The organism is Microbacterium sp. str. 'China' (genome assembly GCF_002993305.1).
Lineage (GTDB): Bacteria > Actinomycetota > Actinomycetes > Actinomycetales > Microbacteriaceae > Microbacterium > Microbacterium paraoxydans.
On record NZ_CP027434.1, the window covers coordinates 2,059,348 to 2,084,316 of the forward strand.

Genomic DNA, 24,969 nt, shown 5'->3' on the forward strand with positions numbered 1-24,969 from the left:
GCTCTCAGCGCGCGAGCGCCACGGCGATCGGCACCGAGGTCTCCTCGTCGCCGTTGCCGAAGCGGATGGTGCGCCCGATCGTGCCCGGATCCTCCAGGGTCGCGACGATGACCGCCGCGACGTCGGCGCGGGAGACCTCGCCGCGCCCTTCCGGGTCGATGCGGATGCGTCCGGTCGGGTCGTCGAAGGTCAGCGTGCCAGGGCCGAGGATGGTCCCGTCGAGGCCGGAAGCGCGGAGGTGCTCGTCTGCGGCCCACTTCGCATCGGCGTACGGGAAGAAGGAGTCGTCCTCCGGCACGCCGTGATCGGCCGTGGAGCCGATCCACGACACCATGACGTAGCGTCGCACACCCGCGCGCTCCGCCGCGTCCATGGTCCGCTCCGCCGCGTCCCGGTCGACGGCGTAGGTGCGCTCGGGGCTCCCGCCCCCGGCACCGGCCGACCACACCACCGCGTCGTGCCCGCGGATGATCTCGGTGAGGGCGTCGACGTCCATGGTCTCGATGTCGGCGACGAGAGCGATCGCGCCGCTCTCCTCCACCTCGGACACGTGATCGGGGTTCCGGATCACCCCCGTGACCTCGTGACCGCGGGCCACGAGGAGCGGGGCGAGCAGCAGGGCGATGCGGCCGTGGCCGCCGAAGACGAGGATGCGCGACATGTCTTCACCCTACGCGCCCTCGCCGACGTCAGTCCGGGATCTGCGAACTGTCGATGACGAAGGCCTGCGGATGCGAGGGCAGGTATCGGACGACCACCGGTGCCCCACTCGGGAGCCACGCGTCACGGTCCGGGTACACGGCCGGAGTGAAGAAGTCGCTCTCCAGCGTGTATTCGGTGCCGTCCGCGGCCGTGAACGTCACCCAGTCCCCGTCCACCGTGCCGGTGGTGGGACGACCGTTCTCGAAGATGTACGCGCGGGTCACCGGGACACCGGTCAGGCTCAGGATGCCGATGATGAGGGAGCCGAGCATCACGAAGGCCAGGACGCGGAAGAACACGCGGACCACGGAGCCGCCGATGCTGCCGCGGGATCGCGTGCCCGCCGGAACAAGCCCTTCCCGCTCGCGGACAGCCCGCAGCGAGCCGCCTCCGGTCGTTCCCCGCGCGGACACCGCGAACAGCCCGAGGATCGAGAACGCCGCGATGAAGACCATCGCGTATCCGTGCGCGGCCGGGAAGTTCACCAGCCACATCAGCGTGTCGAGGGGGTTCATCGTGCCGGCTCCTTCTCGATGGTGACGGCGACCGTGTGCGGATCCTCACGCCGGTAGAACGCCCAGATCGGTGCCCCCACCTGCAGGCGCGATACGGCCTGCGGGTAGACGAACACGGTGGTGTCGGCCTCCCACGGCTCTGCTCCTTCGGGGGCCACGAGCACCTTCAGCGCGAGCTCGCTCTGCCCCTCGCGGCGCCGTCCGGTCGGACGCACCTCGACGACGGACGCGGGCACCTGGGTCCCCGTCGTACGAGCGCGGACCTGGGACGGGTCGATGAGGCCGCGGTCGATGCGCCACTGCAGCATCGCCTCTCGGACGCTCGGGTCGCTGAGGTCAGCGAGCTCGACGGTGTCGGGGTCGTCCACGTTGTAGCGGACGGGGACGGGCTGCCCCACCTGCAGCGCTCCGACGTCACCGGCGTCGAGCAGCATGCGCAGCTGTCCGATGAAGTCGTCGCCGACGCTGGGGCTGACCCGGATGAAGAGGTCGTACTGGGGCACGTCGTTCACGGTCACGCCGGTGCGCGACATCTCGACGACGGTGCCGACGCCGATCTGCGCCGGCCCGCGGACCTTCTTGCGCCGCGCCAGACCCGACATCGATCCGCCGAAGGTGAGCAGCAAGCCCCAGGCGACGCCGATCACGATCGGTCCGCCCAGGCCGTCATCGCTCGCGAAGGGGAGGATCGACTCGCGCTGGTTCACACCGAACAGGCCTTCCCCCACCCACACCACGAGCCACGCGGAGAGCAGCAGCCAGACGACGGTCAGGATGATGCGCAGCATGCCTCCCAGCGTATCCACAGGAGGCGCCGGACGACGAAACGGTCACGAGGAGACCGCGGCGCCCTCCTTCGCGAGCGCGCGGACGACGCCGGTCGCAGCCGCTCGCCCCGCTCTGTTCGCGCCGATGGTGCTCGCGGACGGGCCGTAGCCGACGAGCTGCACCCGGGGATCCGCGACGGCCGTCGTGCCGCGGCCGCCGCGGTCGAGCTGGATCCCGCCCGCGGCACTGCGCAGGTGGAGCGGGGCGAGGTGGCCGATGGCCGGCCGGAACCCCGTCGCCCACAGGATCACGTCGACGCGCTCGAACGCTCCGTCGGACCAGCGCACGCCGTCGGGCTCGATGCGCTGGAAGAGCGGTCGACGGTCGGCGTACGCTCCGAGACGCTCCGCTTCCCTCTCTTGCGGTCGGAGCATGAGCCCCGTGACGCTGACCACGCTCTCCGGGGGCAATCCGGCCGCCACGCGCTTCTCGACGAGCGCGACCGCGGCGGCACCGGCCTCCGGCGTGAAGTCGTCGTCCCGCCAGACGGGCGGGCGTCGGGTGACCCACAGCGTCTCGGTGAGAGGAGCGAGGGCACCGAGGAACTGCACGGCGGATGCACCGCCGCCCACGACCAGCACCCGCTTGCCGAGGAAGTGCTCCGGGCCGGGGTAGTCGACGGTGTGGAACTGCTCCCCGAGGAACGTCTCCATCCCCGGATAATGCGGGAGGAAGGGTTGCGTCCAGGTGCCCGTCGCGTTGACGAGAGTGCGGGTGCGCCACTCCCCCTCGTCGGCCTCGACGACCAGGACGCCCTCGTCGTCATGGACCCGGCGGACGTGCACCGGCCGCAGCACCGGAAGATCATGGGCCTTCTCGTACGCGGCGAAGTACTCCGGCACCGCGATGTTCGCCCGGCGCTCGTCCCGCGGCGGCGCACTGTCTCCCGGGAGCTCGGCGACCCCGTGCACGTCGCGCATCGTGAGGGCGTCCCACCGGTGCTGCCAGGCTCCCCCGGCCCGCGCATCGGCGTCCAGCACGACGTGCTCGATCCCGCGGCGACGCAGGTGGAACGACGCGGACAGCCCGGCCTGGCCGGCGCCGATCACGATGCTGTCGAGAGTGCTCACGATGGATCGAACGCCGTCGCTCCTCCGGATGTTCCTCGCGCCTCGACGCGCCCGGGCGGCCCGCGCCGATTGGTGCAGATGCGGATTCGTGTAGTAGTGTTTTCACGTTGCCCGGAGCACTCCGAAGCAGCGTCTGGGCCTGTGGCGCAGCTGGTAGCGCACCTGCATGGCATGCAGGGGGTCAGGGGTTCGAGTCCCCTCAGGTCCACGAAAAACCCTCGGTTCGCCGGGGGTTTTCGTGTTTCTGGAGCCAGTGGCATCTCGCGATGTCAGGCCCTCGCGCCGCATCAGGCAATCTCCGCCCTCCCTGCCTGATGCCGCGCGATCGCCTGACACGAAGCATACGAAAACGAAACAGTCGCTTCAGTAGCGTGTTACATATGCATGCTTCCGTCGCTCGACGCCGTCGCCGCTTCGCCCCCGTGATCCTCGGGATTCTCGCCGTCGTCGCGCTCGGGATCGGCGGGGTGGTCGCGTGGCGTCTCTTCGCCCCCACCCCGTCGGACTACGAGGGCCTCGACGCCACCGACCGGGAGATGCTCACCCAGTTGTCGGAGGAGTACGACGTCACGGCGGCACATCCGGCGGAGATCTGGACGGACGTCTACCGGTATGAGGAGCAACCGCTGGTGCTGCTGCGCACGGTCGGGGAGAAGAGCTCCTTCTGGTCGCACGCGATCCTCGTCAACATGAGCGGCGTCACGGACACCTCCGGCATGACGAAGATCGACGTTCCCGGGGCCACTCACCTCGATGACGTCCGCATCAGCCGGACGTTCGGTGTCGGGGATGGGATGCTGTACGCCCCCTCGAACTTCGGTGTGATCGAGGTGGATGGCGACGACGTCCTCGCGTTCAAGTACAACCAGGCGATGCTCGACACCGAGACCACGACGTCGCAGGGTTTCGCGCGCTTCTCCCTGCACGAGAACTTCCACGTCACGAAACAGGGGATCGATCCCGAGGCGCCCGGCGCCTGGCCGTGGGAGGCCGGCGGCACGATTCCGGACTACCCGCATACGGCGGCGCAATACGAGTTGCTGCGCGTGGAGGCGCGGATCTTCGACCGGGTCGAGACCGAGACCGATCCGCAGGTGCTGGCCGCCCTCGCGTCCGACCTCGCCGCTGTGCGCATGGCCCGCTATACGACGTGGCCGACTCTGGAGTTGGAGATCGAGCTGGAGGCCATCGAGGGGACGGCGACCTACGTCGAGCGGGCTTTCGACAGAGCACGAGGCCTCACTCCCGTTCAGAACACCTTCACCGACGGTCTCGAAGCACTGATCGAGGATCCGGATCAGCAGGCTGTCCTGGAACGCGACTATTCGTACTTCACGGGTGCCCAGCTCGGGCTGCTTCTCGACCACATCGCCCCGGACTGGAAGACGCAGCTCGAGCCCGCTCCCACCGGGTCGGCGTCGACTCCTTTCGCGACGCTGCAGCGCGTGACCGGCGTCAGCACGGCACCCGACGAGGCACAGCTCCGCACGATTGTGGACCGCTACCTCCCTAGCCCCCTCAGGCTTTCGCGCGACAACAGGCCTCGACGGGAGGGGACGCCTGTTGCTGCGCGAATGCCTGAGACAATGCGGGCCGGCCGGTTCACTCGAGGGCCCCCGACAGGCGACAGAGCCTGTTCTCGATGACGACTCCTGACCATCGAGTCCCCCGATCACCGCCCCCGCTGCGTGGGAGACATCAGAGACAACACGGATGGCCCAGGGCTCATAGGAATCACATCGACGGCACAAAGGATCACCACCGGTCGCGTTCCTAGCCTGATGCCATGAACACGACATCCTCTCCCGCACAGAAACGCCTCGCCTGGCTCTCCGGCCTCGTCCTCGCGGGCGGCCTCGTCTTGAGCGGCTGCGCGGCCGCCACGACCGCCGAACCGACGACCTCTGCTTCGTCGTCCGCCTCGGCTTCCGCCGCCGCGTCGACGGAAGCCGGAACGACCGCGGGGACGATCGCCGACACGTCCGCCGCTGCCGCGGCCTTCCTCGCGACGCTGACCGACGAACAGAAGGAGACCGTTCTCTACGACTTCGACGACGAGACGAAGACGACGTCGTGGTCGAACTTCCCGGTGACCTTCGTGCAGCGGGCCGGTCTGAACCTCACCGACCTGACCGAGGAGCAGCGGACCGCGGCGCTCGCCGTGCTGGAGGCTCTCCTCAGCGACGAGGCCTACGCCACCGTGACCGGGATCATGGGCGGCGACGAGTACCTCGCCGAGAACAGCAGCAGCACCGAGGAGTCCCTCGGGCAGTACTACATCGCCTTCTTCGGCGATCCGACAGCGACCGACGGCGCCTTCGAGGTGCAGTTCGGCGGGCACCACCTCGGGATCAACGCCACGCTCGACGGCAGCACCGACGCGATCACCTTCGCGCCCACGCACCTCGGCGTCCAGCCCGCCGTCTACACGAACGAGGACGGCGAGGAGGTGCAGCCGTTCGATGGCATCTACACGGACGCCTTCGCGTTCTTCGACAGCCTCACCGCCGACCAGCAGGCCACCCTGACCTCCGGCGATGTGAGCATGTGCGCACCGGGCGACACCTGCGATTTCGCCACCGGCGCGGGCCTGTCCGGAGCCGACCTCTCCGACGAGCAGCGGGACCTGCTTCTCCAGCTCATCGCGAACTGGGCCGGGATGAGCGACGAGGAGACCACGGCCTCCACGCTGGCCGAGATCGAGCAGACACTGGATGACACCGTGATCGCCTGGTCCGGGGCGACGACGTACGACATGAGCACCGGAGACGGCATCGACTTCTCCATCTCCGGGCCGAAGGTCTACGTCGCGTTCCAGGCGCAGCAGGGCTCCGCGGGCGCCGACGTCGAGGGCGTGACGACGTCGGGCTGGGGTCACGTGCACACCATCTACCGCGACCCGACGAACGACTACGCGAACAGCGTCACCCAGCAGGCCGCGTCCGGCATGAGCGGTGGCCCGGGTGGTGGGAGCACACCTCCCGCTTCCTGACCGCGGAGCAGGCCCGTAGCCCCCCGTGCTGCCATGCGTCAACCGCCTCGTCTGCGTCGGCGGCCCCGCGTAGAAAGGCATCCGACGAAAGGAGACGACATGTCCAACACGACTCCCCCGATCCCGCCTCTCCCGCCGATCGCCGATGGCGACGCGGAGGACGTCCCGACGCGCGAGGTCGACGGCGAAGAGGTTCTCGACGAGGACGCCGACGACGCTCAGATCGACAGCGCGGAGGCCGACCGCGCCGCTGTCGTCGGCGACGACGACTGACCGGTAAAGCACGAAAGGGCACCCCTCACGGCGGGGTGCCCTTGGTGCGTTCTCGCAGCTCAGGTGGCCAGCAGCGGCGGGCGAGAGGGGATCGCGATGGGTCGCGTGGCCCGGCTGGCACCCTGCATCCGCTCGACCTCCTCCAACACCTCGAACGCCGTGCCGTAGCGGATCGCCAGCGGAAGGTCGCGCAGCCACGTGACCTCGACCTCGGTATCGGCGAGCTCATAGACGCAGGCGACGACATGCCGCGGGTCGTTCTGGGGATAGCGCAGGTCGTTGATCACCCACTCCGACGGCGTGATGCGGTGAAGCACGAAACGGGGATCAGGAACTTCTGACATCAGTCGGCCCTCCAGGACTCTCTGATGACGAGCCTCTGATACCCCGCGGGGGAAGGGAAGGGCCTTGACACCCTCTCGCTGAGGTGCAGGAGAATGGAAGGATCGACTCGCTCAGCCCTGCGGACGCACGGTGAGATCCGTGAGATGCGCGTCCCGCGGGAGGTCCAGCGCCGCGAGGATCGTCGTCGCCACGGCTTCCGGTGTGATGAACCGGGCTGCGTCGTACTCCTGACCTTCCTGCTGGTGCACGCGTTCTTGCATGGGCGTCGCCGTGCGCCCTGGATAGACCGATGTCACCCGGAGGCCGTGCTCGGCTTCCTCCTGCCGGAGCGCATCCGCGAGGGCCCGCAGGCCGTGCTTCGAGGCCGCGTACGCCGACCACCCAGGGCTCGCCCGGAGTCCGGCTCCGGAGTTCACGAACACCACATGACCCCGCGAGACGCGGAGGACGGGAAGCAGGAGCCGCGTGAGCTCCGCCGGGGCGACGAGATTGACGGCGAGCTGCTGGTCCCAGAGCGCCGGAGTGAGATCTCCCACCGTTCCGAGGTCGACGACCCCGGCCGCGTGCACCAGGGAATCGATGCGATCGGGCAGGCTCTGCTTCGAGAGCGCCCAGGAGAGGCGTCCCGGCTGCGCGAGGTCGCCGACCAGCGCCGAGACCCCTGGCAGCTGCTCGGCGATCTGCCGCGCCCGTCCCGCATCGCGTGCGAGCACCACGACGTCGTCGCCACGCTCCACGAGTCGTCGGGCGAGGACCGCGCCGATCCCCGACCCCGCACCGGTCAGCAGGTGCGTGGCCATGTCAGGCGTTGTCAGCCGACGCTTCGGCGACCTCGAGCGGGATCACCGGGCAGTCCTTCCACAGACGCTCCAGGCCGTAGTAGACCCGCTCCTCCTGGTGGAAGACGTGGACGATGAGGTCGCCGAAGTCCAGCAGCACCCACCGTGCCTCGGCTCGCCCCTCCCGGCGCACGCGCTTGTGCCCGGACTCGACGAGACGGTCCTCGATCTCGTCGGCGATGGCGGCGACGTTCCGCTCGCTGTTGCCGGTCACGAGCAGGAAGATGTCGACGAGCGGGAGCGGTTCGGAGACGTTCAGCGCGACGAGATCCTCACCCCCCTTGGCCACGGCGGCTTCAGCGGCGATGCGCAGCATCTCTTCGGCGGTTTCGGGTGATTGCATCAGAAGACGTTTCCTGTGAAGGCGATGACCAGGGCCGTGCCCAGACCCAGCGCGAGGGCGCCCGCGACGATGGCGGCGATCAGCATCAGCCGGTTGCCCTTCTCGGGTGCCGGCGGACGGATCACCTCGCCGGCGGGCTTGATGGTGCTGACGGCGGAACTCGCCGCGATCGGAGTGGGGGAAGACGCGGGCGGCAGCTCGCCGTCGATGAGGACGGCGTCGACCTCTTTGCCGTCCGTCGTTCCGTGGGCGTGGCCCTGCGAGCCGAGCCCCTTCGGCAGCTCGTACGACCCCGTGACGAGGATCTCGCCGGTGGAGGCGACCGGACCGGAGAGAGAGCCCTCGCCGGGGGACGGGGTGAAGATCAGCGCGTTCGGGGCCGAGTGCTGGGTGCCCCCGGAGTCGTTCGAGGTGAGCAGCTCATCGAAGGAGGGGCGGAAGGGTGCCTGCTCGGCGGGCGTCTCGTCCTGCAGCACGCCCTGGCCGAAGGTCGGACTGACCGTCGGACGCTCGCCCTGGTCGACATCCTCCTCGGCGTCCTCGTCGAGGAGGTCCTCCCCCTCGGCGGTGTCCTCCTGGCTGACACCGAGTGCGACCGCGGGATCCTCAGGCTCGGACTCCGGCGTCTGCGCGTGCTCGTCGGCGAGTGGCACCTCTCCGACCGTGTCGGCGGCCTGGGCCGCACTGACGGGCTCCGCGACGACCTCGTCGTTATCGATGTCGTCGTCGCCGGAGGCATCCGGCTGCACCGCCGGCTCTTCCAGCGCCTCCTGCTCCGGCGCGCCGGCGGCGGGAACCGGGACGGTCTTGATCTTCTCCTGCTCCCGCGCCTGACGCCGGGTGAGCGGCGCGGCCTCAGGATCGACAGGAGTGCCGGCGACCGGGGCGGGCGGAATGACCACGGGCTCGGCGGCACGCGGCAACGGCTGCGAGGGAGCCGCGGCTTCCGCGGCGGCGTTGGCCTGCTCCTCGCTGATGATCGGGGTGGATCCCGTCAACCGGATCTCCCGCAGCTGCTTCCGCGTCAGCGGACCTCGCTGATCCGATGTGCTCATGCCTTGCTCCGATACAGATGATGCTTCGCGATGTACTGGACGACCCCGTCGGGGACGAGGTACCAGACCGGTTGATCGTCGCGGACGCGGTCTCGACAGTCCGTCGACGATATGGACAGCGCCGGCACCTCGAGCTGGCTGACGTCGTCGCTCGGGAGGCCGTCGATGCTCAGAACGTGTCCTGGGCGGGAGACCGCGACGAAGTGGGCCAGTTCCCACAATTCATCATGGTCTCTCCAACTGAGAATTTGCGCCACGGCGTCCGCCCCGCTGATGAAGAACAGCTCGGCGTCCGGGCGCTGCTCCTTGAGGTCGCGGAGCGTGTCGATCGTGTACGTCGGACCCGCGCGGTCGATGTCCACGCGGCTCACCGTGAACTGCGGGTTGGAGGCCGTTGCGATGACCGTCATCAGATAGCGATGCTCACTCGGCGTGACGTCGGCCTTCTGCCAGGGACGACCCGTCGGGACGAACACCACCTCGTCGAGATCGAACGAGTGCGCGACCTCGCTGGCGGCGACCAGATGGCCGTGATGGATCGGATCGAAAGTCCCGCCCATCACGCCGATGCGCGGTGCGCGCGTGGTCGCGGTGCTCATGAGGGCCTAGTGGCCGTGTCCCGCCTCGTGGTCCTTGCCGTGCTTCGCCGCCCAGGCCTCCGCCTTCGCCGAGTGGCGGTTCGCGACGTTCTTGTACGACAGCGTCACGAGACCGAGAGCGGCGAACACGATCGCGGCGATGGCTCCGAAGATCACCGTGTCGAGAGCCACGTTGCCGTGGTGCTCGGTCTCTGCGGCGGCCATCGCGATCTGTGCGACGAGGTTCATCCTGACTCCGTTCGTGGCGTGCTGTCTCGGGGGTCCTGTGGGGATACAGCGTCCCCCAGTCTAGCCCTCACCCGCGGGTCTGACCTGTCCCACGCGCGAGCCATTTCGTACTGGTCAGCTCGGAGAGCCCCATCGGACCCCGCGCATGCAGCTTCTGCGTCGAGATCCCCACCTCGGCGCCGAAGCCGAACTCGGCCCCGTCCGTGAACCGCGTGGAGGCGTTCACCATCACCACGGCGGAGTCCACCTCGGCCAGGAACCGCTCCGCGCTGCGGGAGTCGGTGGTGACGATGGACTCCGTGTGCCCCGTGCTGTAGCGCCGGATGTGGTCGAGAGCGTCGTCGAGGCTGTCGACGACCTTCATCGCGACGTCCAGGCTCAGGTACTCGGTCGCCCAGTCCTCCTCGGTCGCCGGAATGATGTTGGCCACGAGTCCTGCGACCACGTCGTCGCCGTGGATCGCCACCCCCTCACTCATGAGCGCGCTCGCGACGAGCGGGATCAGCCGCGGGGCGGCCTGTCGGTGGACGAGAACGGTCTCGACCGCGTTGCACACGCTCGGGCGCTGCACCTTGGCGTTCACGACGATGTCGGACGCCCAGTCGTCCGGGGCGCTCTCGTCGAGCAGGATGTGCACGTTCCCGGCGCCCGTCTCGATGACAGGCACCGTCGACTCCGTCACGACGGTCTCGATGAGACCGGCGCTGCCGCGGGGCACGAGCACGTCGATGAAGCCGCGGCCGTGCATGAGTGCCTTCGCCCCGTCGCGGCCGAAGTCGTCGACGGTCTGGATCGCCTCCGGCGTCACGCCCGCGGTACCGAGGGCGGAGCGCATCACGTCGACGAGCACCGTGTTCGAATCGCGTGCGGCGCTGCCTCCGCGCAGGACGACCGCATTGCCCGAGCGCAGGGCGAGGGCGGCGATGTCGACGGTGACGTTGGGTCGCGCCTCATAGATGGCCCCGACCACGCCGAACGGCACGCGCACCTGTTCGAGAGCCACGCCGTTCGGCATCCGGTGCCCACCGACCACGCGACCCACCGGGTCGGGCAGAGCCGCCACATCGCGGACGGCGGCTGCGAGGGCGGAGACCCTCTTCTCGTCCAGACGGAGGCGGTCGACGAGGGATTCGCCGATGCCGTCCTCACGACCGCGCTCGACATCCCGCTGGTTCGCCTCGATGATCCGGGCGGCATCCGCCTCGAGGGCGACGGCGATGGCTTCGAGTGCCCGCGCCTTGTCGTCGCTCGTGAGGGCGGCGGTCGCTCGCGAGGCCTCCTTGGCCCGCTCCAGGCGCGTCTGAGGGGTGAGGTCGGTCATCCGCCCAGTCTAGGAGGTGGCGGGCTCGAACCAGGTCCCGATGTCGGCGCCCGCCAGGGCCTGGGAGACGAGGTCAGCACTGGTGACCAGGACCCCGATGCCCGAGGCCGCCGCGAGTCGGGCGGCGGAGACCTTCGTAGCCGCTCCCCCGGTGCCGACGCTGTTGACGACCGTGGCGCCGAACTCCAGCCCGGAGAGGTCCGCGTCCGGAGCGACGACGTCGATGGGCTCGGCGGCGGGGTCGCTCGGCGGCCGCGTGTACAGCGACTCGATGTCGCTGAGGAGGATGAGGGCGTCGGCCTCGATGAGCTGCGCGACGAGAGCACCCAGCCTGTCATTGTCGCCGAACCGGATCTCCTGCGTCGCGACCGTGTCGTTCTCGTTCACGATCGGAAGGGTTCGCAGCCCCAGCAGGCGCTCCATGGCCCGCCGTGCGTTCGAGCGCGACGTCGGGTTCTCGAGGTCTCCGGTGGTGAGCAGCACCTGACCGGCGACGATGTCGAAGGGGCGCAGTGCCTCCTGGTACCGGTAGACGAGGATGTTCTGCCCGACCGCGGCCGCGGCCTGCTGCGTGGCGAGGTCGGTGGGCCGCGCGTCCAGGCGGAGGAAGGGGATACCGGAGGCGATCGCTCCCGACGACACGAGCACGACCTCGGCTCCGCGGGCATGCGCCGCGGCCAGCGCCTCGACGAGCACCGGGATGCGCCAGGAGGACTCGCCGCTGATGGACGACGAGCCCACCTTCACGACGATCCGCGTCGCCGTCGCGAGGTCGGCGCGCGTGCGTGCGCTCACGCCTCGTCCTCGCGGTACGTGGCGAGCCGCTCCGCCTCCAGCTCGGCGCGCGCCTGCGCCTTCGCGTCCATGCGCTCGTAGTACTGCTCGCGCCGCTCGGACGTGGTACGGCGGGCGTTCGGCGCCAGACGCGGGTCGGTGCCGCGGGGTGCCGTCATGAGCTCGGCCGCGGAGCTCATCGTCGGCTCCCAGTCGAAGACGATGCTGTCGCCCTCGCCGATCACGACCGTCGAACCCTGCACGGCGCCGAGACGGAAGAGCTCGTCCTCGACGCCCAGCTTCTCCAGACGGTCGGCGAGGTAGCCCACGGCCTCCTCGTTCTGGAAGTCGGTCTGCTGCACCCAGCGCACCGGCTTCTCGCCCAGGATGCGGTAGATGTTGCCATAGGTGCCGCCCTCGACCCGGATGGTGAACGGCTTCACCGAGCCCTTCGGGCGGATGACGACGCGCTCGCGCGGCGCCTCGACCGCGGTCTCCTTGCGGTGCTGCTCGACCAGCTCGCCGAGAGCCAGCGTGAGGGGGCGCAGCCCCTCGTGCGAGACCGTGGAGATCTCGAACACCCGGAAACCGCGAGCCTCCAGGTCGGGCCGCACGAGATCGGCGAGGTCACGCGCCTCCGGCACGTCGACCTTGTTCAACGCCACGAACTGCGGGCGCTCCAGCAGAGGAGTCTGGCCCTCCGGCACCTCGTACGCGGCCAGCTCGGCGAGGATGACGTCGAGGTCGGAGACGGGGTCGCGGTTCGGCTCCAGCGTCGCGCAGTCGAGCACGTGCAGCAGGGCGGAGCAGCGCTCCACGTGCCGCAGGAACTCGAGTCCGAGCCCGCGGCCCTCGCTGGCGCCCTCGATGAGGCCGGGCACATCCGCGACGGTGTAGCGGAAGTCCTCCACCTGGACCACGCCGAGGTTCGGGTGCAGCGTCGTGAAGGGGTAGTCGGCGATCTTGGGTCGTGCGGCCGAGATCGCGCCGATGAGGCTCGACTTGCCCGCGGACGGGTAGCCGACGAGCGCCACGTCGGCGACGGTCTTGAGCTCGAGGACGACGTCGCCCTCGAAGCCCGGGGTGCCGAGCAGAGCGAACCCCGGAGCCTTGCGCTTGGGGGTCGCCAGGGCCGCGTTGCCCAGTCCGCCCTGACCGCCCGCAGCCACGACGAAGCGCTCCCCCGGCTCGATCATGTCGATCAGGACGTCGCCGTTCGGGTTCTTGACCACGGTGCCGACCGGGACGGGGAGCTCCAGGGTCTCGCCGTCGAAGCCGGAGCGGTGATCGCCCATGCCCGGTCCGCCGTTGCCCGACGAGCGGTGCGGCGAGTGGTGGTACGACAGCAGCGTGCCGGTCTGCGTGTCGGCGACGAGCACGATGTCGCCGCCGTCGCCGCCGTTGCCGCCGTCCGGACCGCCGAGGGGCTTGAACTTCTCCCGGTGCACGGAGACGCAGCCGTTGCCGCCCTTGCCTGCACGCAGGTGCAGTGTGACGGTGTCGACGAACGTGACCATGTGCGAGTCCTTCGGTTGCTCAGGGTGCCTGACGGCAGATACACGGACGGGGCGAGCCGAAGCCCGCCCCGAACCGGATGTTTAGCGTGGTGCTGTGATCACTCAGCAGCAGCGACGATGTTGACGACCTTGCGGCCGCCCTTCGCGCCGAACTCGACCGCACCGGCGGCCAGAGCGAACAGCGTGTCGTCGCCACCACGGCCGACGTTGGCGCCGGGGTGGAAGTGGGTGCCGCGCTGGCGGACGATGATCTCGCCGGCGAGGACCTGCTGACCGCCGAAGCGCTTCACGCCGAGGCGCTGTGCGTTGGAGTCACGACCGTTACGGGTGGAGCTTGCGCCCTTTTTGTGTGCCATGTCCTGGTCTCCTCGGTCTTACTTGATGCCGGTGATCTTGACGCGCGTGAGCTCCTGGCGGTGGCCCTGACGCTTCTTGTAGCCGGTCTTGTTCTTGTACTTCTGGATGACGATCTTCGGGCCGCGGAGGTTGCCGACGACCTCAGCCGTGACGGTGACCTTCGCCAGCGCGTCGGCGTCGGTGGTCACCGTGGAGCCGTCGACGAGCAGCACGGCGGGCAGCTGGATCTTGTCGCCCTGGGCAGCCTGAACACGGTCGAGCTGAACGATGGTGCCGACCTCGACCTTCTCCTGCCGGCCACCGGCGCGCACTACTGCGTAAACCACTTCATACCTGTTTCGTTGGGGAGCACGCGGCTCCGAGAATCTCACGGGAAGACTGTTGCTTGCATGCGTCGCTGGTACGACGGGCGCGAATGCAAGACTCTCCGCTTCGGCCGTCGAGGACGACGCGGCATGCGCACCAAGGGACTACTTTACCGGATGCCGGCTGACCTCGCAAAGTGAGCCGGGCGACGGGGCCGGTCGTAGGCTGACGGAGTGACCGTACTCGTCGACGACCCCCGCTGGCCCGCCCACGGACGCCTGTGGGCGCACCTGGTCAGCGACGACAACCTCGACGAGCTGCACGCGTTCGCCCGCGCGCACGGCATCCCCGCCCGGGCCTTCGACCTCGACCACTACGACGTCCCGGAGGACGCCGTCCCCCGGCTCATCGCCGGCGGTGCACAGCACGTCTCCGGCAAGGAGCTCGTCCGGCGCCTGATCGCCTCAGGCCTCCGGGTCCGCGGACGCGACCGGCGGCACTGAGGCCTCCGAGTTCACGGACACGGGCGTGCCGGAGAGCGCGGCGGTGGTGACCCGACGCCGTCCACGGCCCTGACCCGGCGCTTTGGGCTCCGGAAGCGCGTCCAGCACCGAGTCGAGCAGCTCCTCGGTCGGGGTCTTCGGCCCCTTGCGGTCGCCGCGCTTCTTCCGGGCCTTCTTCGGGCGCTCGGATGCGGGCGCCGGAGCGGACTCGACGACCGGCACCTCGGCGGCCGGTTCACCGGCCGGCGCAATGGTGGAGGCAGCGATCTGCGCGAGGGCGGACTTCGCCCCCTCGGTGATGGCGTGGGTCACAGGCGGTGCGGCGGGCGCGGGGTGATTGTTGCCGCCGCCGTTGCCGTTGCCGTTCCCGCGCTGCCGGCGTCCGCCGTTGCCGTTACCGCCGTTGTTGTTGCCGTTGCCGTTCGCGCGGTGCTTCACGACCGGGTCGTGGTGCACGATCACGCCGCGGCCGGCGCAGACCTCGCACGCCTCGCTGAAGGTCTCCAGCAGGCCGAGCCCCAGCTTCTTGCGCGTCATCTGCACGAGCCCGAGCGAGGTGACCTCGGCGACCTGGTGCTTGGTCCGGTCGCGGCTCAGGCATTCGATCAGGCGCCGAAGCACGAGATCGCGGTTGGACTCCAGGACCATGTCGATGAAGTCGACGACGATGATGCCGCCGATGTCGCGCAAGCGGAGCTGGCGGACGATCTCCTCCGCGGCCTCGAGGTTGTTCTTGGTGACGGTCTCCTCGAGGTTTCCGCCCGAGCCGACGAACTTGCCGGTGTTGACGTCGACGACCGTCATGGCCTCGGTGCGGTCGATCACGAGCGAGCCGCCGGAGGGCAGCCACACCTTGCGGTCCAGCGCCTTCTCGATCTGCTCGGTGATGCGGAACGCGTCGAACGGGTCGACGTCGTCCTCATAGGCCTCGACGCGCTCGAGCAGGTCGGGCGCGACGCTCTCCAGATACGCCCGGATCGTGCGCTGCGACTCCTCGCCCTGGATGAGCATCTTCGTGAAGTCCTCGTTGAAGACGTCACGGACGATCTTCACGAGCAGGTCGGGCTCGGCGTGCAGGAGCGCCGGCGCCTGCTGGCTCTCGACCTGCTTCTGGATGTGCTCCCACTGCGAGGTGAGGCGCTGCACGTCGCGGGTCAGCTGCTCCTCGGTGGCGCCCTCGGCCGCCGTGCGGACGATCACGCCGGACGACTCCGGCAGCACCTCCTTGAGGATGCGCTTGAGACGCGCGCGCTCGTTGTCGGGCAGCTTGCGGCTGATGCCGTTCATCGAGCCGCCGGGCACGTACACGAGGTAGCGGCCGGGCAGCGAGATCTGGCTCGTGAGGCGGGCGCCCTTGTGGCCCACCGGGTCCTTGGTGACCTGCACGAGCACGCGATCGCCGGGCTTCAGCGCCAGTTCGATGCGACGGGGCTGGTTGCCGGTCTCGACGCCGTCCCAGTCCACCTCGCCCGAGTAGAGCACGGCGTTGCGGCCGCGGCCGATGTCGACGAACGCGGCCTCCATGCTGGGAAGCACGTTCTGCACGCGACCGAGATAGACGTTGCCGATCAGCGAGGCGTCCTGGTTGCGGGCGACGTAGTGCTCCACGAGCACGCCGTCCTCCAGGACTCCGATCTGCGTGCGGCCGTTCTTGGAGCGCACGACCATCTTGCGGTCGACCGACTCGCGACGCGCGAGGAACTCGGCCTCGGTCACGACCGGACGACGACGACCGGCGTCACGGCCGTCACGACGCCGCTGCTTCTTGGCTTCGAGCCTGGTCGAACCCTTGATCGCCTTCGGCTCGGTGATGTACTCGACGACGCGCTGGCGCTGCCGCGGCTCGTCGCGCTGGTCATCGCCCTCGGATCCGCCACGGCGACGGCGCCCGCGGCGCCCTCCTCCGGACTCCTCCTGGTCGCGCTCCGGCGCACGGTCGTCACGACCGGGGCGGGCAGGAAGCGGGACGATCTCCGGTGCATAGAAGTGCAGCTGGGTCGACACCTGCGACACGAAGACCTCGGGCAGCAGTCCGAGCGACACGGCGGTGACGGCCGCGGGCTTCTCCGGCTCGGCCCGGGCCTCGGGCTCAGCCGGACCCTCGGACTCTGCGGGAGCCTCAGGCTCAGCCGGAGCCTCAGTTTCGGCAGGGGCCTCGGGCTCCGCAGGAGCCTCGGGCTCCGCGGGAGCCGCGGACTCCGCGGGAGCCTCAGGCTCAGCCGGAGCCTCGGGCTCCGCGGGAGCCTCGGACTCGGCAGGAGCCTCGGGCTCTGCGGGAGCTTCGGACTCGGCAGGAGCCTCGGGCTCTGCAGGGGCCTCGGGCTCGGCGGCGGCGTCGGACTCCGCAGGGACGTCCTCGGACGGAGCCTGCGCCGCGGAGGTGTCGCTCTCCGCCTCGACGTCTGTGGCGTCGGTGGGCGCCGTCAGCGGCTCCGCGGCATCAGCCGGGGCGTCGAGGGCGGGGGCGTTGTTGTCATTGTTCTCATCGGCCATCTCTGGCGTGCTCCCTGGCACGGTCCACTGCGTGTCCCGTGAAATCTCATGCGGCACCCGCGGGTGCCGCGAACTCAATCGGCCTGCGACCGGCTCACGGCTCTGGTCGCGTGGGGCATGGGCCCCGAAGTCTGCTCGACGCGTGTCGCGGCAACGCCGTTCATCGCATCACAGGTCATTATCGCACCAAGTCGGTCCGATCGCGGCATCCCGTCGGTCCCCGCCCGTTTTCTCCGGGCGGTTCTCGCCCTTTCCATAGCCGTCACTGGGATAATCCTGAGCATGAGCGAGCAGCGCACCCGCCCCGTCGTCTATGCCGTGTGGTTGATCATCGCGAGCGTCATCGGCTGGTACGCCGCCTTCCAGCTCACGGTCGAGAAGTTCGCGCTGCTGGAGAACCCGCAGGAAGCGCTCGGGTGTGACCTCAGCCCGTTCATCCAGTGCAGCACCAACCTGCAGTCGTGGCAGGGCTCGGTCTTCGGCTTCCCGAACCCGATCATCGGCCTCACGGGCTGGATGGCGCCGCTCGTCGTCGGTGTCGCGATCCTCGCCGGCGCACGCTTCCCCCGATGGTTCTGGGCAGCGTTCGGGGTCGGCATCACCTTCGCGTTCGGCCTCGTGTGCTGGCTGATCGCGCAGAGCCTCTACGACCTCTTCGTGCTCTGCCCCTGGTGCATGGTCACCTGGGCGGTGACGATCCCCACCTTCTTCGCCACCATGGTCCACCTGGCCCGCAACGGCACGTTCACGAGCAATGCGAAGGTCCGCGCGGGTGCCGACAAGCTCATGCCGTGGGTGCCGCTGGCGACCGTCGTCGCCTATGCGCTGATCATCTTCCTCGCGCAGCTGCAGGGCCTCGACTTCCTCGGCGAGATGGCGAAGATCCTCTTCTGATCTCTCCATGAGAACGACGAAGCCCGTCCGCCATTTCGGCGGACGGGCTTCGTCGTGAGGATCGGGGTCAGTCGAACCAGATGCCCAGCTCGCGAGTGGCCGACTCGGGGCTGTCCGAGCCGTGCACGAGGTTCTGCTGCACCTTGAGGCCCCAGTCGCGACCGAAGTCACCACGGATGGTGCCCGGCGCGGCGGTCGTGGGGTCGGTCGTGCCGGCGAGGGAGCGGAAGCCCTCGATGACGCGGTTGCCCGCGAGGCGGATCGCCACGGAGGGACCGGACATCATGAACTCGAGAAGGGGCTCGTAGAACGGCTTGCCCTCGTGCTCGGCGTAGTGCGCGGCGAGGAGGTCGCGGTCGGGCTCGACGAGGCGGATGTCGACGAGGGCGTATCCCTTCGCCTCGATGCGGGCGAGGATCGTGCCGGTGAGGCCGCGGGCGACACCGTCCGGCTTGACGAGGACGAGGGTTTCTTCGGTGGCCATGTCATTCACTCTCTGTGTCTGCGTTCTGCGCGGTCGGAGCCCCGCTCGGGCGTCGTGCGTCCAGGCGGGCCCCCATGATGGTCGCATACGCCCACATGCCGCCGAAAATCAGGACGACGAGAAGCACCGCGGGGACGGCGATGGCCGACAGCGCGACCACGATCTGCACGATCCATCCGGCGGGGATCGCCCAGGGCTTCGTGATCATGCCCGCGATGACGACGCAGGCCACGGCCACGACGGCACCGCCCACGATCCCCCACCACTGCTCGATGCCGGCGGGCAGAGCCTTCAAGCCGAAGATGGTGAGACCGACCAGGAAGACGACGATCGCCTCGAAGCCGAGCACCACCGGGGCGAGCTTCTGCACGAGGGTGCGCGGGGCGCGCGGTCGACGCGGGGCGGCGGCGGCACTCATGCGCGCCACCCCGACTTCCAGTCCTCCTCCTCGGAGAGCGCGATCGCCTCACCCGCGAGCACGACGGAGCCGGCGATGACCACGGCCCGACGATCCGACGAGGCCGCCCATTCCCGGGCCGCGTCCGCGGCGTCGGCGAGCGACGGGTGCACGGTGGCGCGGTGTCCGGCCTGTTCGACGAGATCGGCGATGAGGTCGGCATCGCTGGCGCGGTCCGATTCCGGCGCGGTCGCGAAGACGTGCGCAGCGGCCGGCGCGAGCCGCGCGACGATCCCCGCCGCGTCCTTGTCCGCGAGGACGCCGAGCACGAGGCCCCACTCGTCGAAGTCGAAGCTGTCGTCGAGCGCCTGGGCGAGCGCCGCGGCCCCGTGCGGGTTGTGCGCGGCGTCGACGATGACGGTGGGGGCGATGCCGAGGAGCTGCAGCCGGCCGGGAGACGTGCTGCCCTGGAGTCCGTCGGAGATCACGCCGCCGGCGATCGCCTGACCGGCGCCGCCGATGAGCGACTCGACGGCGGCGACGGCCAGGGCGGCGTTGTGACCCTGGTGCGCGCCGTACAGCGGCAGGTACTCCTCCTCGTACTGCCCCGCGAGGCCCCGGATGGTGAGGAGTTGGCCGCCGACCGCGAGCTTCTGCTCGGCGAGCCCGAAGTCCTCGCCTTCGAAGGCGATGGTGGCATGACGCTCCGCGGCCACACGGCGCAGCACCTCGGCGGCCTCGGCGGGCTGCTGGGCGGAGACGACGGCGGCGCCCTCCTTGATGATGCCGGCCTTGACCCGGGCGATCTCGGCGATCGTGCTCCCCAGGCGGTCCGCGTGGTCGATGTCGATCGGAGCGAACACCGCCACGTCGCCGTCGGCGGTGTTCGTGGAGTCCCACTCGCCACCCATGCCGACCTCGAGCACGAGCACGTCGACGGGCGCGTCGGCGACCGCGACGAAGGCGAGGACCGTGAGCAGCTCGAAGAACGTCAGCGGGGCCTCCCCCGCCGCCTCGAGCTCGGCGTCGACGATCCCCACGAACGGTTCGATCTCGTCCCAGGCGTCGGCGACGGCCTCGTCGGCGATCGGCTCGCCGTCGATCATGATGCGCTCGGTGAAGCGCTCCAGGTGCGGACTCGTGAACAGGCCGGTGCGCAGATCATGGGCGCGCAGCAGGCTCTCGATCATCCGCGCGGTCGACGTCTTGCCGTTGGTGCCGGTGATGTGGATGACGCGGTAGGTGCGCTGCGGATCGTCGAGGTACTCGAGGATCCGCGCCGTCCGCTCCTTGCGCGGCTGCACCCAGCGTTCCCCGGCACGGCTCAGCAGCGTCTCGTAGACGGCGTCGGCCCGGTCTCTCGCACTCATGCGCCCACCTTCTCCAGGTTCGTGTCGATCGTGACGAGGAGCGGCGCCTTCCCGGCCCCGAGGGCCTTCGCCCCGCTCCGATGCACGCCGTCTCCGGGGCTGGTGACCTCGTCGACGAGCCGGTCGAGGTCGTCGGTCGGCTGCACGGCGAACGCCACGGCGAGCGTCTCGGCGGCGATGAGGTCGGCATGGGTCTCCAGCGCCGCCGCCTCCGCGGGGGCGGCGTTGAGGGCCAGCACGATCCGGTCGCTGACGTCGAGTCCCGCATTCTTGCGCGCCTCCTGCACGACGCGGATGGCGTCGCGGGCGATGCCCTCCGCCTCCAGCTCCGGCGTCGTGTCGGTGTCGAGAAGGACGAAGCCGCCGGACGGGACGATGGCCAGGGCCTCCCCCTCGGGGCGACCCGTGGTCTCGAGGACGAGGTCGTACTCAGCGGGCTCCAGAGCGATGCCGCCGGCGGTCACGACGCCGTCGGTCTCGGACCAGTCACCCGAGCGCGCGGCCTGGATGGCCTTCTGGACGTCCTTGCCGAGGCGCGGACCCGCAGCGCGGGCGTTCACGCTCAGCCGGTGGCTGATGCCGTACTCCCCCGCCGCCTCGTCGGTCAGCGGGACGAGCTCGACGGTCTTCACGTTGAGCTCCTCGCGGAGGATGTCCTCGAACTGGCCGAGGTCGGCCGCGAGCGGAGAGACCACCGTGAGCCGTGCGAGCGGCAGCCGCACGCGCAGCTTCTCCTTCTTGCGCAGCGCGTTGCCGACGCTCGACAGCTCACGGACGGCATCCATGGCGTCGCGGATCTCGTCGGCGGCGGGGAACTGATCCGCATCGGGCCAGTCCTGCAGGTGCACGCTGCGCCCGCCGGTGAGGCCCTGCCACACGCGCTCGCTGATGAGCGGGACGAGCGGCGCGGCCACGCGGCACAGGGTCTCCAGCACCGTGTAGAGCGTGTCGAAGGCCTCGCGGCTCTTCGGGTCGTGCGTCACGCCCACCCAAAACCGGTCGCGCGAGCGGCGGATGTACCAGTTCGTCAGCACCTCGGCGAAGTCACGCAGTCGCGCGGACGCGGTGGTCGAGTCCAGACCTTCCAGATCGGCCCGGACCTCGCGGACGAGGTCGCCCAGCCGCGCGAGGATGTACCGGTCGAGGACGTCGGTCGAGTCGGTGCGCCACGACGCCTCGTACCCGCCTCCCTGGGTCGCGGAGCCTGCTCCTCCCTGGGTCGCTGAGCCTGCTCCTCCCTGGGCTGCTGAGCCTGTCGAAGCATTCGCATACGTCGCGAAGAAGTACCACGAGTTCCACAGCGGCAGCAGGAATTCGCGCACGCCGGACCGGATGCCCTCCTCGGTGACGATGAGGTTGCCTCCGCGGAGCACTGCGCTGGACATCAGGAACCAGCGCATCGCGTCGGACCCGTCGCGGTCCAGCACCTCCGACACGTCCGGATAGTTCCGCAGCGACTTCGACATCTTGTAGCCGTCGCTGCCGAGCACGATGCCGTGGCAGCTGACGCCCGTGAACGCCGGGCGGTTGAACAGCGCCGTCGAGAGCACGTGCATGACGTAGAACCAGCCGCGCGTCTGGCCGATGTACTCCACGATGAAGTCGGCCGGGGAGTGCGAGTCGAACCACTCCTGGTTCTCGAACGGATAGTGCACCTGGGCGTAGGGCATCGAGCCGGAGTCGAACCACACGTCGAAGACGTCGCCGATGCGCCGCATCGTGCTCTTGCCCGTGGGGTCGTCCGGGTTCGGCCTGGTCAGATCGTCGATGTAGGGGCGGTGCAGATCCACCTCGCCCTCGGGATTCCGCGGCAGCGTGCCGAAGTCGCGCTCCAGCTCCTCCAGCGAGCCGTAGGCGTCGACGCGCGGGTACTCCGGGTCGTCGCTCTTCCAGATCGGGATGGGCGAGCCCCAGTAGCGGTTGCGGCTGATCGACCAGTCGCGGGCGCCCTCGAGCCACTTGCCGAACTGTCCCTCCTTCACGTTCTCCGGCACCCAGGTGATCTGCTCGTTGTTCGCGAGGAGGTCGTCCTTGATGTCGGTGACCCGGATGAACCAGCTCGACACGGCCTTGTAGATCAGGGGGTTCCGGCAGCGCCAGCAGTGCGGGTAGGAGTGCTCGTAGCTCTGCAGCCGGACCAGGCGACCGTTGTCGCGGATGATCCGCACGAGCGGGGTGTTCGCGTCCATCCACAACTCGCCCGCCACATCCGTCACGTTCGGGAGGAAGCGGCCGCCGTCGTCGAGGGACAGGATCGTCGGGATGCCCGCGGCGCCGGCGACGCGCTGGTCGTCCTCACCGTAGGCCGGTGCCTGGTGGACGATGCCGGTGCCGTCGGTGGTGGTCACATAGTCGTCGACGAGGATGCGCCAGGCGTTCCCCGTGCCGTAGGTCTCCTCGTCCGCGTAGTAGTCGAACAGGCGGTCGTAGGTGACGTCGGCCAGCTCCGCACCGCGCAGCGTGGCGTCGACCGCAGCGAGCGCGTCCTCCGGGCTCTCGTAACCGAGATCCTTGGCGTACCCGCCGAGCAGATCCTTCGCGAGCAGGTAGCGGTGCGCGGAGGCCTCGACCGCGAGCTGGTCGGCCGAGGGAGCGGCGCGCCCCTGGTGCACGTCGGAGGCGCCGGCGGGACCGGCGGGCAGCACGACATACTCGATGTCCGGCCCCACGGCGAGGGCGAGGTTGGTCGGCAGGGTCCACGGGGTCGTCGTCCAGGCGAGGGCGCGCACGCCGGTGAGCCCGAGCGCCTCGGCCTTCGCGCCGGTGAGCGGGAAGGTGACGGTGACCGACGGGTCCTGTCGCATCTGGTAGACGTCGTCGTCCATGCGCAGCTCGTGGGCGGACAGCGGCGTCTCATCGCGCCAGCAGTACGGGAGGACGCGGTAGCCCTCGTAAGCGAGCCCCTTGTCGTACAGGGTCTTGAAGGCCCAGAGCACGCTCTCCATGTAGCCGAGGTCGAGCGTCTTGTAGCCGCGCTCGAAGTCCACCCACCGGGCCTGGCGGGTGACGTAGTCCTCCCACTCCCGCGTGTACTTCAGGACCGAAGAGCGCGCCTTCTCGTTGAAGACGTCGATCCCCATCTCCTCGATCTCGCTCTTCTCGGTGATCCCGAGCTGCTTCATCGCCTCGAGCTCGGCCGGGAGCCCGTGGGTGTCCCATCCGAAGACGCGGTCGACCTTGTGCCCGATCATGGTCTGGAAGCGCGGGAACACGTCCTTGGCGTAGCCCGTGAGCAGGTGGCCGTAGTGCGGCAGACCGTTCGCGAAGGGAGGGCCGTCGTAGAACACCCACTCGGGGGCACCCTCGCGCTGCTCGATGGAGGCGCGGAAGGTGTCGTCGGTCTTCCAGAAGTCGAGCACCTCCTCCTCGATCTGCGGGAAGCGGGGGCTCGGCGCCACAGTGGCGGCCTGGTCGGCAGCGGGGCCGAAGGAGGAGCGCGGGTAGGTCATGGTCTCTCGCAGTGGTCGTCGTGGCGGATGCTGCTGCGAGGACGATCCTCGCGGACCGCGGTACCACCTCGCGTGCCCCTGCGTCCCTTCGACAAGCTCAGAGACCCACGGACCACTCTCACTGCGGCTGTGACGGGCCTGCCCCGCTCGGTTCTACTGAGTCCGTCGCCGGACCGTTCTTCCGAGAGCTCCCCGGTGATGGCCGGATCGATGCTCGTGTGCCCATTGTACGCGTGCTCCTCCTCCCGCGGATTCTCTTCCACGTCGCAGGTTCTGGAGACATCCCTGCGACGCGGGGCGGAATCTGCGACATCACGCCGTGCGAGCACGATGCAGTCCCTGGGCGACGGCGCGCATGACGAGGTCCTGCACCGCGGGCCACTCGTCCATCACCTGGTGATAGCCCAGACGGATGACGTGGTAGCCGCGCAGCTTCAGCTCCGCATCGTGACGGTTGTCCTGGTCGCGCTGGGCTCCGACATGGGTGCCGCCGTCGATCTGCAGCACGAGCCGCTCGCCGATCAGGGCGTCCACCCGATGCCCGGCGATCCACGTCTGGAAGCGCAGCGGCAGCCGGAGCCAGCGCAGTCGCACGCGCAGGTAGGTCTCGAGCCCCGCATCGGCGAACGGCAGCGCCTCGGCCAGGAGCCGCCGCCCGCGCGGTCCCCAGCGGAGTCGGAGCAGCCTCTCTCGATCGACGAGACCCTTGTTCAATGCCGACTCCCAGGTCGCGAGCGCCTGTTCGTACGGCTCGCACGTGGACACCAGGCTCAGCACATTCTCGATCGGGTCCTCCAGCGCATCGGGGTGTCGCGGGACCAGAGGCCGAGCCCAGTGCACGCGGGCCTCCGGCGGCTTCCCGCCCCGGCTGCCCGGGCTGGCGGCGAGGTGAAGGCGCGGTCTCTCGTCGTGCACCCAGATGCCCAGCCGCCGCGCCTGCGTCACACACGTCAGCAGAACACCGTGCTGCGCCGCGGTCACCCGACGCGGATCGGCACCGGGCAGCGCCACCCACCCGACTCGCACCCGCTGGATCACCCGCTCCGCGACCGCCGTCTCGAGGTCGTACCGGCTGACCCCGCGATCCCGGAGCCTCTCGACCCGTGCGACTCCGTCGACCTCGCGCATCGCCTGCAGCAGCCGTGCCCGCCTCATCCCGTTCATGCTCTCGATGCTGCTCCCCACCCCCTCCCTCGTTACCTGTCTCGGCCAACTCCTCCCACCCTCTGTGCACAACTCCCCCACTCCCTCTCCTGTGCAGCCCGAGTCCTTCTCTTCCGTACCCCACCCGATGTCGCAGATTCACGCGCACGTC

At 69.6% G+C, this 24,969-nt stretch carries 26 protein-coding genes and 1 tRNA gene; 6 read left to right on the forward strand and 21 right to left on the reverse strand.

Annotation, left to right across the window (positions count from 1 at the left end; translation table 11 throughout):
• Positions 1-4: 4 nt before the first annotated feature.
• From C6C15_RS09910 to C6C15_RS09925, 4 genes are read right to left on the reverse strand one after another with little or no spacing between them, the layout of a single operon-like run.
• Positions 5-661 (reverse strand): SDR family oxidoreductase, encoded by a 657-nt coding sequence (locus tag C6C15_RS09910; protein ID WP_105949973.1) that lies wholly within the window; start codon positions 659-661, stop codon positions 5-7.
• Positions 662-689: 28 nt separating this feature from the next.
• Positions 690-1,217 (reverse strand): DUF3592 domain-containing protein, encoded by a 528-nt coding sequence (locus C6C15_RS09915; RefSeq protein ID WP_105949974.1) that lies wholly within the window; start codon positions 1,215-1,217, stop codon positions 690-692.
• Positions 1,214-2,005 (reverse strand): hypothetical protein, encoded by a 792-nt coding sequence (locus tag C6C15_RS09920; protein ID WP_105949975.1) that lies wholly within the window; start codon positions 2,003-2,005, stop codon positions 1,214-1,216. The genes C6C15_RS09915 and C6C15_RS09920 overlap by 4 nt, the downstream gene beginning before the upstream one ends.
• A gap of 42 nt (positions 2,006-2,047) precedes the next feature.
• Positions 2,048-3,115: a flavin-containing monooxygenase gene (locus C6C15_RS09925; RefSeq protein WP_105949976.1), complete on the reverse strand. Its 1,068-nt coding sequence runs from the start codon at positions 3,113-3,115 to the stop codon at positions 2,048-2,050.
• A 135-nt stretch (positions 3,116-3,250) separates the two neighbouring features.
• Between C6C15_RS09925 and C6C15_RS09930 the strand changes: the two genes are divergently transcribed.
• The 4 genes from C6C15_RS09930 to C6C15_RS17080 all read left to right on the forward strand — a co-directional run bounded on the left by C6C15_RS09930 (position 3,251) and on the right by C6C15_RS17080 (position 6,380).
• Positions 3,251-3,323, forward strand: a tRNA-Ala gene (locus C6C15_RS09930).
• Between the two features lie 172 nt (positions 3,324-3,495).
• On the forward strand, positions 3,496-4,761 hold the full coding sequence (locus C6C15_RS09935; RefSeq protein WP_105949977.1) for a hypothetical protein: 1,266 nt from the start codon (positions 3,496-3,498) through the stop codon (positions 4,759-4,761).
• A 140-nt stretch (positions 4,762-4,901) separates the two neighbouring features.
• Positions 4,902-6,107, forward strand: a complete 1,206-nt coding sequence (locus C6C15_RS09940) for a DUF3500 domain-containing protein (RefSeq protein ID WP_105949978.1) — start codon at positions 4,902-4,904, stop codon at positions 6,105-6,107.
• A 99-nt stretch (positions 6,108-6,206) separates the two neighbouring features.
• The gene (locus C6C15_RS17080) at positions 6,207-6,380 is read left to right on the forward strand and encodes a hypothetical protein (protein ID WP_158698540.1); all 174 of its coding nucleotides are present in this window, start codon (positions 6,207-6,209) and stop codon (positions 6,378-6,380) included.
• A 59-nt stretch (positions 6,381-6,439) separates the two neighbouring features.
• Here the strand turns inward: C6C15_RS17080 and C6C15_RS09945 are convergent, their stop codons facing one another.
• From C6C15_RS09945 to rplU, 11 genes are all read right to left on the reverse strand, one after another.
• Entirely contained in the window at positions 6,440-6,697 is a 258-nt protein-coding gene (locus C6C15_RS09945) for a hypothetical protein (RefSeq protein WP_231919629.1), read from the reverse strand.
• A 138-nt stretch (positions 6,698-6,835) separates the two neighbouring features.
• Positions 6,836-7,525 carry an SDR family oxidoreductase gene (locus C6C15_RS09950; protein WP_060921686.1) on the reverse strand — a complete coding sequence of 230 codons (690 nt, stop codon included), beginning with the start codon at positions 7,523-7,525 and terminating at the stop codon, positions 6,836-6,838.
• Between the two features lies 1 nt (position 7,526).
• On the reverse strand, positions 7,527-7,907 hold the full coding sequence (gene rsfS / locus C6C15_RS09955) for a ribosome silencing factor (protein WP_105949979.1): 381 nt from the start codon (positions 7,905-7,907) through the stop codon (positions 7,527-7,529).
• Complete coding sequence (locus C6C15_RS09960) at positions 7,907-8,962, reverse strand: hypothetical protein (RefSeq protein WP_105949980.1); 1,056 nt, start codon at positions 8,960-8,962, stop codon at positions 7,907-7,909. The genes rsfS and C6C15_RS09960 overlap by 1 nt, the downstream gene beginning before the upstream one ends.
• Positions 8,959-9,561 carry a nicotinate-nucleotide adenylyltransferase gene (gene nadD, locus C6C15_RS09965; RefSeq protein WP_082749995.1) on the reverse strand — a complete coding sequence of 201 codons (603 nt, stop codon included), beginning with the start codon at positions 9,559-9,561 and terminating at the stop codon, positions 8,959-8,961. Before nadD ends, C6C15_RS09960 begins: the two co-directional genes overlap by 4 nt.
• Before the next feature lie 6 nt (positions 9,562-9,567).
• Positions 9,568-9,789: a hypothetical protein gene (locus C6C15_RS09970; protein ID WP_060921683.1), complete on the reverse strand. Its 222-nt coding sequence runs from the start codon at positions 9,787-9,789 to the stop codon at positions 9,568-9,570.
• Positions 9,790-9,856: 67 nt separating this feature from the next.
• Entirely contained in the window at positions 9,857-11,110 is a 1,254-nt protein-coding gene (locus tag C6C15_RS09975; RefSeq protein WP_105949981.1) for a glutamate-5-semialdehyde dehydrogenase, read from the reverse strand.
• A 9-nt stretch (positions 11,111-11,119) separates the two neighbouring features.
• Positions 11,120-11,905, reverse strand: a complete 786-nt coding sequence (gene proB, locus C6C15_RS09980) for a glutamate 5-kinase (protein ID WP_105949982.1) — start codon at positions 11,903-11,905, stop codon at positions 11,120-11,122.
• On the reverse strand, positions 11,902-13,401 hold the full coding sequence (gene obgE / locus C6C15_RS09985) for a GTPase ObgE (RefSeq protein ID WP_105949983.1): 1,500 nt from the start codon (positions 13,399-13,401) through the stop codon (positions 11,902-11,904). The genes proB and obgE overlap by 4 nt, the downstream gene beginning before the upstream one ends.
• Before the next feature lie 98 nt (positions 13,402-13,499).
• The gene (rpmA, locus tag C6C15_RS09990) at positions 13,500-13,757 is read right to left on the reverse strand and encodes a 50S ribosomal protein L27 (protein WP_025104972.1); all 258 of its coding nucleotides are present in this window, start codon (positions 13,755-13,757) and stop codon (positions 13,500-13,502) included.
• Between the two features lie 18 nt (positions 13,758-13,775).
• The gene (gene rplU / locus C6C15_RS09995) at positions 13,776-14,084 is read right to left on the reverse strand and encodes a 50S ribosomal protein L21 (protein ID WP_025104973.1); all 309 of its coding nucleotides are present in this window, start codon (positions 14,082-14,084) and stop codon (positions 13,776-13,778) included.
• A 213-nt stretch (positions 14,085-14,297) separates the two neighbouring features.
• Between rplU and C6C15_RS10000 the strand changes: the two genes are divergently transcribed.
• The gene (locus C6C15_RS10000; protein WP_060921679.1) at positions 14,298-14,567 is read left to right on the forward strand and encodes a DUF4031 domain-containing protein; all 270 of its coding nucleotides are present in this window, start codon (positions 14,298-14,300) and stop codon (positions 14,565-14,567) included.
• Here the strand turns inward: C6C15_RS10000 and C6C15_RS10005 are convergent.
• Entirely contained in the window at positions 14,529-17,060 is a 2,532-nt protein-coding gene (locus C6C15_RS10005; RefSeq protein ID WP_234024120.1) for an Rne/Rng family ribonuclease, read from the reverse strand. The genes C6C15_RS10000 and C6C15_RS10005 overlap by 39 nt on opposite strands.
• Positions 17,061-17,342: 282 nt before the next feature.
• Here C6C15_RS10005 and C6C15_RS10010 point away from each other — a divergent pair, with 282 nt between their 5' ends.
• Complete coding sequence (locus tag C6C15_RS10010) at positions 17,343-17,954, forward strand: vitamin K epoxide reductase family protein (RefSeq protein WP_105949984.1); 612 nt, start codon at positions 17,343-17,345, stop codon at positions 17,952-17,954.
• Positions 17,955-18,021: 67 nt separating this feature from the next.
• Here the strand turns inward: C6C15_RS10010 and ndk are convergent, their stop codons facing one another.
• The 5 genes from ndk to C6C15_RS10040 form a co-directional block, all read right to left on the reverse strand.
• Positions 18,022-18,438, reverse strand: coding sequence for a nucleoside-diphosphate kinase (gene ndk / locus C6C15_RS10015; RefSeq protein ID WP_105949985.1), 417 nt, complete (start codon positions 18,436-18,438; stop codon positions 18,022-18,024).
• A 1-nt stretch (position 18,439) separates the two neighbouring features.
• On the reverse strand, positions 18,440-18,856 hold the full coding sequence (locus C6C15_RS10020; protein ID WP_231919630.1) for a DUF4233 domain-containing protein: 417 nt from the start codon (positions 18,854-18,856) through the stop codon (positions 18,440-18,442).
• The gene (locus tag C6C15_RS10025) at positions 18,853-20,205 is read right to left on the reverse strand and encodes a bifunctional folylpolyglutamate synthase/dihydrofolate synthase (protein WP_105949986.1); all 1,353 of its coding nucleotides are present in this window, start codon (positions 20,203-20,205) and stop codon (positions 18,853-18,855) included. Before C6C15_RS10025 ends, C6C15_RS10020 begins: the two co-directional genes overlap by 4 nt.
• On the reverse strand, positions 20,202-23,654 hold the full coding sequence (ileS, locus tag C6C15_RS10030) for an isoleucine--tRNA ligase (protein ID WP_105949987.1): 3,453 nt from the start codon (positions 23,652-23,654) through the stop codon (positions 20,202-20,204). Before ileS ends, C6C15_RS10025 begins: the two co-directional genes overlap by 4 nt.
• 312 nt (positions 23,655-23,966) lie before the next feature.
• A complete protein-coding gene (locus tag C6C15_RS10040) occupies positions 23,967-24,818 on the reverse strand; it encodes an endonuclease domain-containing protein (RefSeq protein WP_234024121.1) in 852 nt (283 codons plus the stop codon).
• Positions 24,819-24,969 lie beyond the last annotated feature (151 nt).

Coding starts and splice junctions, on each gene's coding strand:
- C6C15_RS09910 (WP_105949973.1), bottom strand. CDS start 661: ATGTCGCGCATCCTCGTCTTCGGCGGCCACGGCCGCATCGCCCTGCTG.
- C6C15_RS09915 (WP_105949974.1), bottom strand. CDS start 1,217: ATGAACCCCCTCGACACGCTGATGTGGCTGGTGAACTTCCCGGCCGCG.
- C6C15_RS09920 (WP_105949975.1), bottom strand. CDS start 2,005: ATGCTGCGCATCATCCTGACCGTCGTCTGGCTGCTGCTCTCCGCGTGG.
- C6C15_RS09935 (WP_105949977.1), top strand. CDS start 3,496: ATGCATGCTTCCGTCGCTCGACGCCGTCGCCGCTTCGCCCCCGTGATC.
- C6C15_RS09940 (WP_105949978.1), top strand. CDS start 4,902: ATGAACACGACATCCTCTCCCGCACAGAAACGCCTCGCCTGGCTCTCC.
- C6C15_RS17080 (WP_158698540.1), top strand. CDS start 6,207: ATGTCCAACACGACTCCCCCGATCCCGCCTCTCCCGCCGATCGCCGAT.
- C6C15_RS09950 (WP_060921686.1), bottom strand. CDS start 7,525: ATGGCCACGCACCTGCTGACCGGTGCGGGGTCGGGGATCGGCGCGGTC.
- rsfS (WP_105949979.1), bottom strand. CDS start 7,907: ATGCAATCACCCGAAACCGCCGAAGAGATGCTGCGCATCGCCGCTGAA.
- C6C15_RS09960 (WP_105949980.1), bottom strand. CDS start 8,962: ATGAGCACATCGGATCAGCGAGGTCCGCTGACGCGGAAGCAGCTGCGG.
- nadD (WP_082749995.1), bottom strand. CDS start 9,561: ATGAGCACCGCGACCACGCGCGCACCGCGCATCGGCGTGATGGGCGGG.
- C6C15_RS09970 (WP_060921683.1), bottom strand. CDS start 9,789: ATGAACCTCGTCGCACAGATCGCGATGGCCGCCGCAGAGACCGAGCAC.
- C6C15_RS09975 (WP_105949981.1), bottom strand. CDS start 11,110: ATGACCGACCTCACCCCTCAGACGCGCCTGGAGCGGGCCAAGGAGGCC.
- obgE (WP_105949983.1), bottom strand. CDS start 13,401: ATGGTCACGTTCGTCGACACCGTCACACTGCACCTGCGTGCAGGCAAG.
- rpmA (WP_025104972.1), bottom strand. CDS start 13,757: ATGGCACACAAAAAGGGCGCAAGCTCCACCCGTAACGGTCGTGACTCC.
- C6C15_RS10005 (WP_234024120.1), bottom strand. CDS start 17,060: ATGGCCGATGAGAACAATGACAACAACGCCCCCGCCCTCGACGCCCCG.
- C6C15_RS10010 (WP_105949984.1), top strand. CDS start 17,343: ATGAGCGAGCAGCGCACCCGCCCCGTCGTCTATGCCGTGTGGTTGATC.
- ndk (WP_105949985.1), bottom strand. CDS start 18,438: ATGGCCACCGAAGAAACCCTCGTCCTCGTCAAGCCGGACGGTGTCGCC.
- C6C15_RS10020 (WP_231919630.1), bottom strand. CDS start 18,856: ATGAGTGCCGCCGCCGCCCCGCGTCGACCGCGCGCCCCGCGCACCCTC.
- C6C15_RS10025 (WP_105949986.1), bottom strand. CDS start 20,205: ATGAGTGCGAGAGACCGGGCCGACGCCGTCTACGAGACGCTGCTGAGC.
- ileS (WP_105949987.1), bottom strand. CDS start 23,654: ATGACCTACCCGCGCTCCTCCTTCGGCCCCGCTGCCGACCAGGCCGCC.
- C6C15_RS10040 (WP_234024121.1), bottom strand. CDS start 24,818: ATGAACGGGATGAGGCGGGCACGGCTGCTGCAGGCGATGCGCGAGGTC.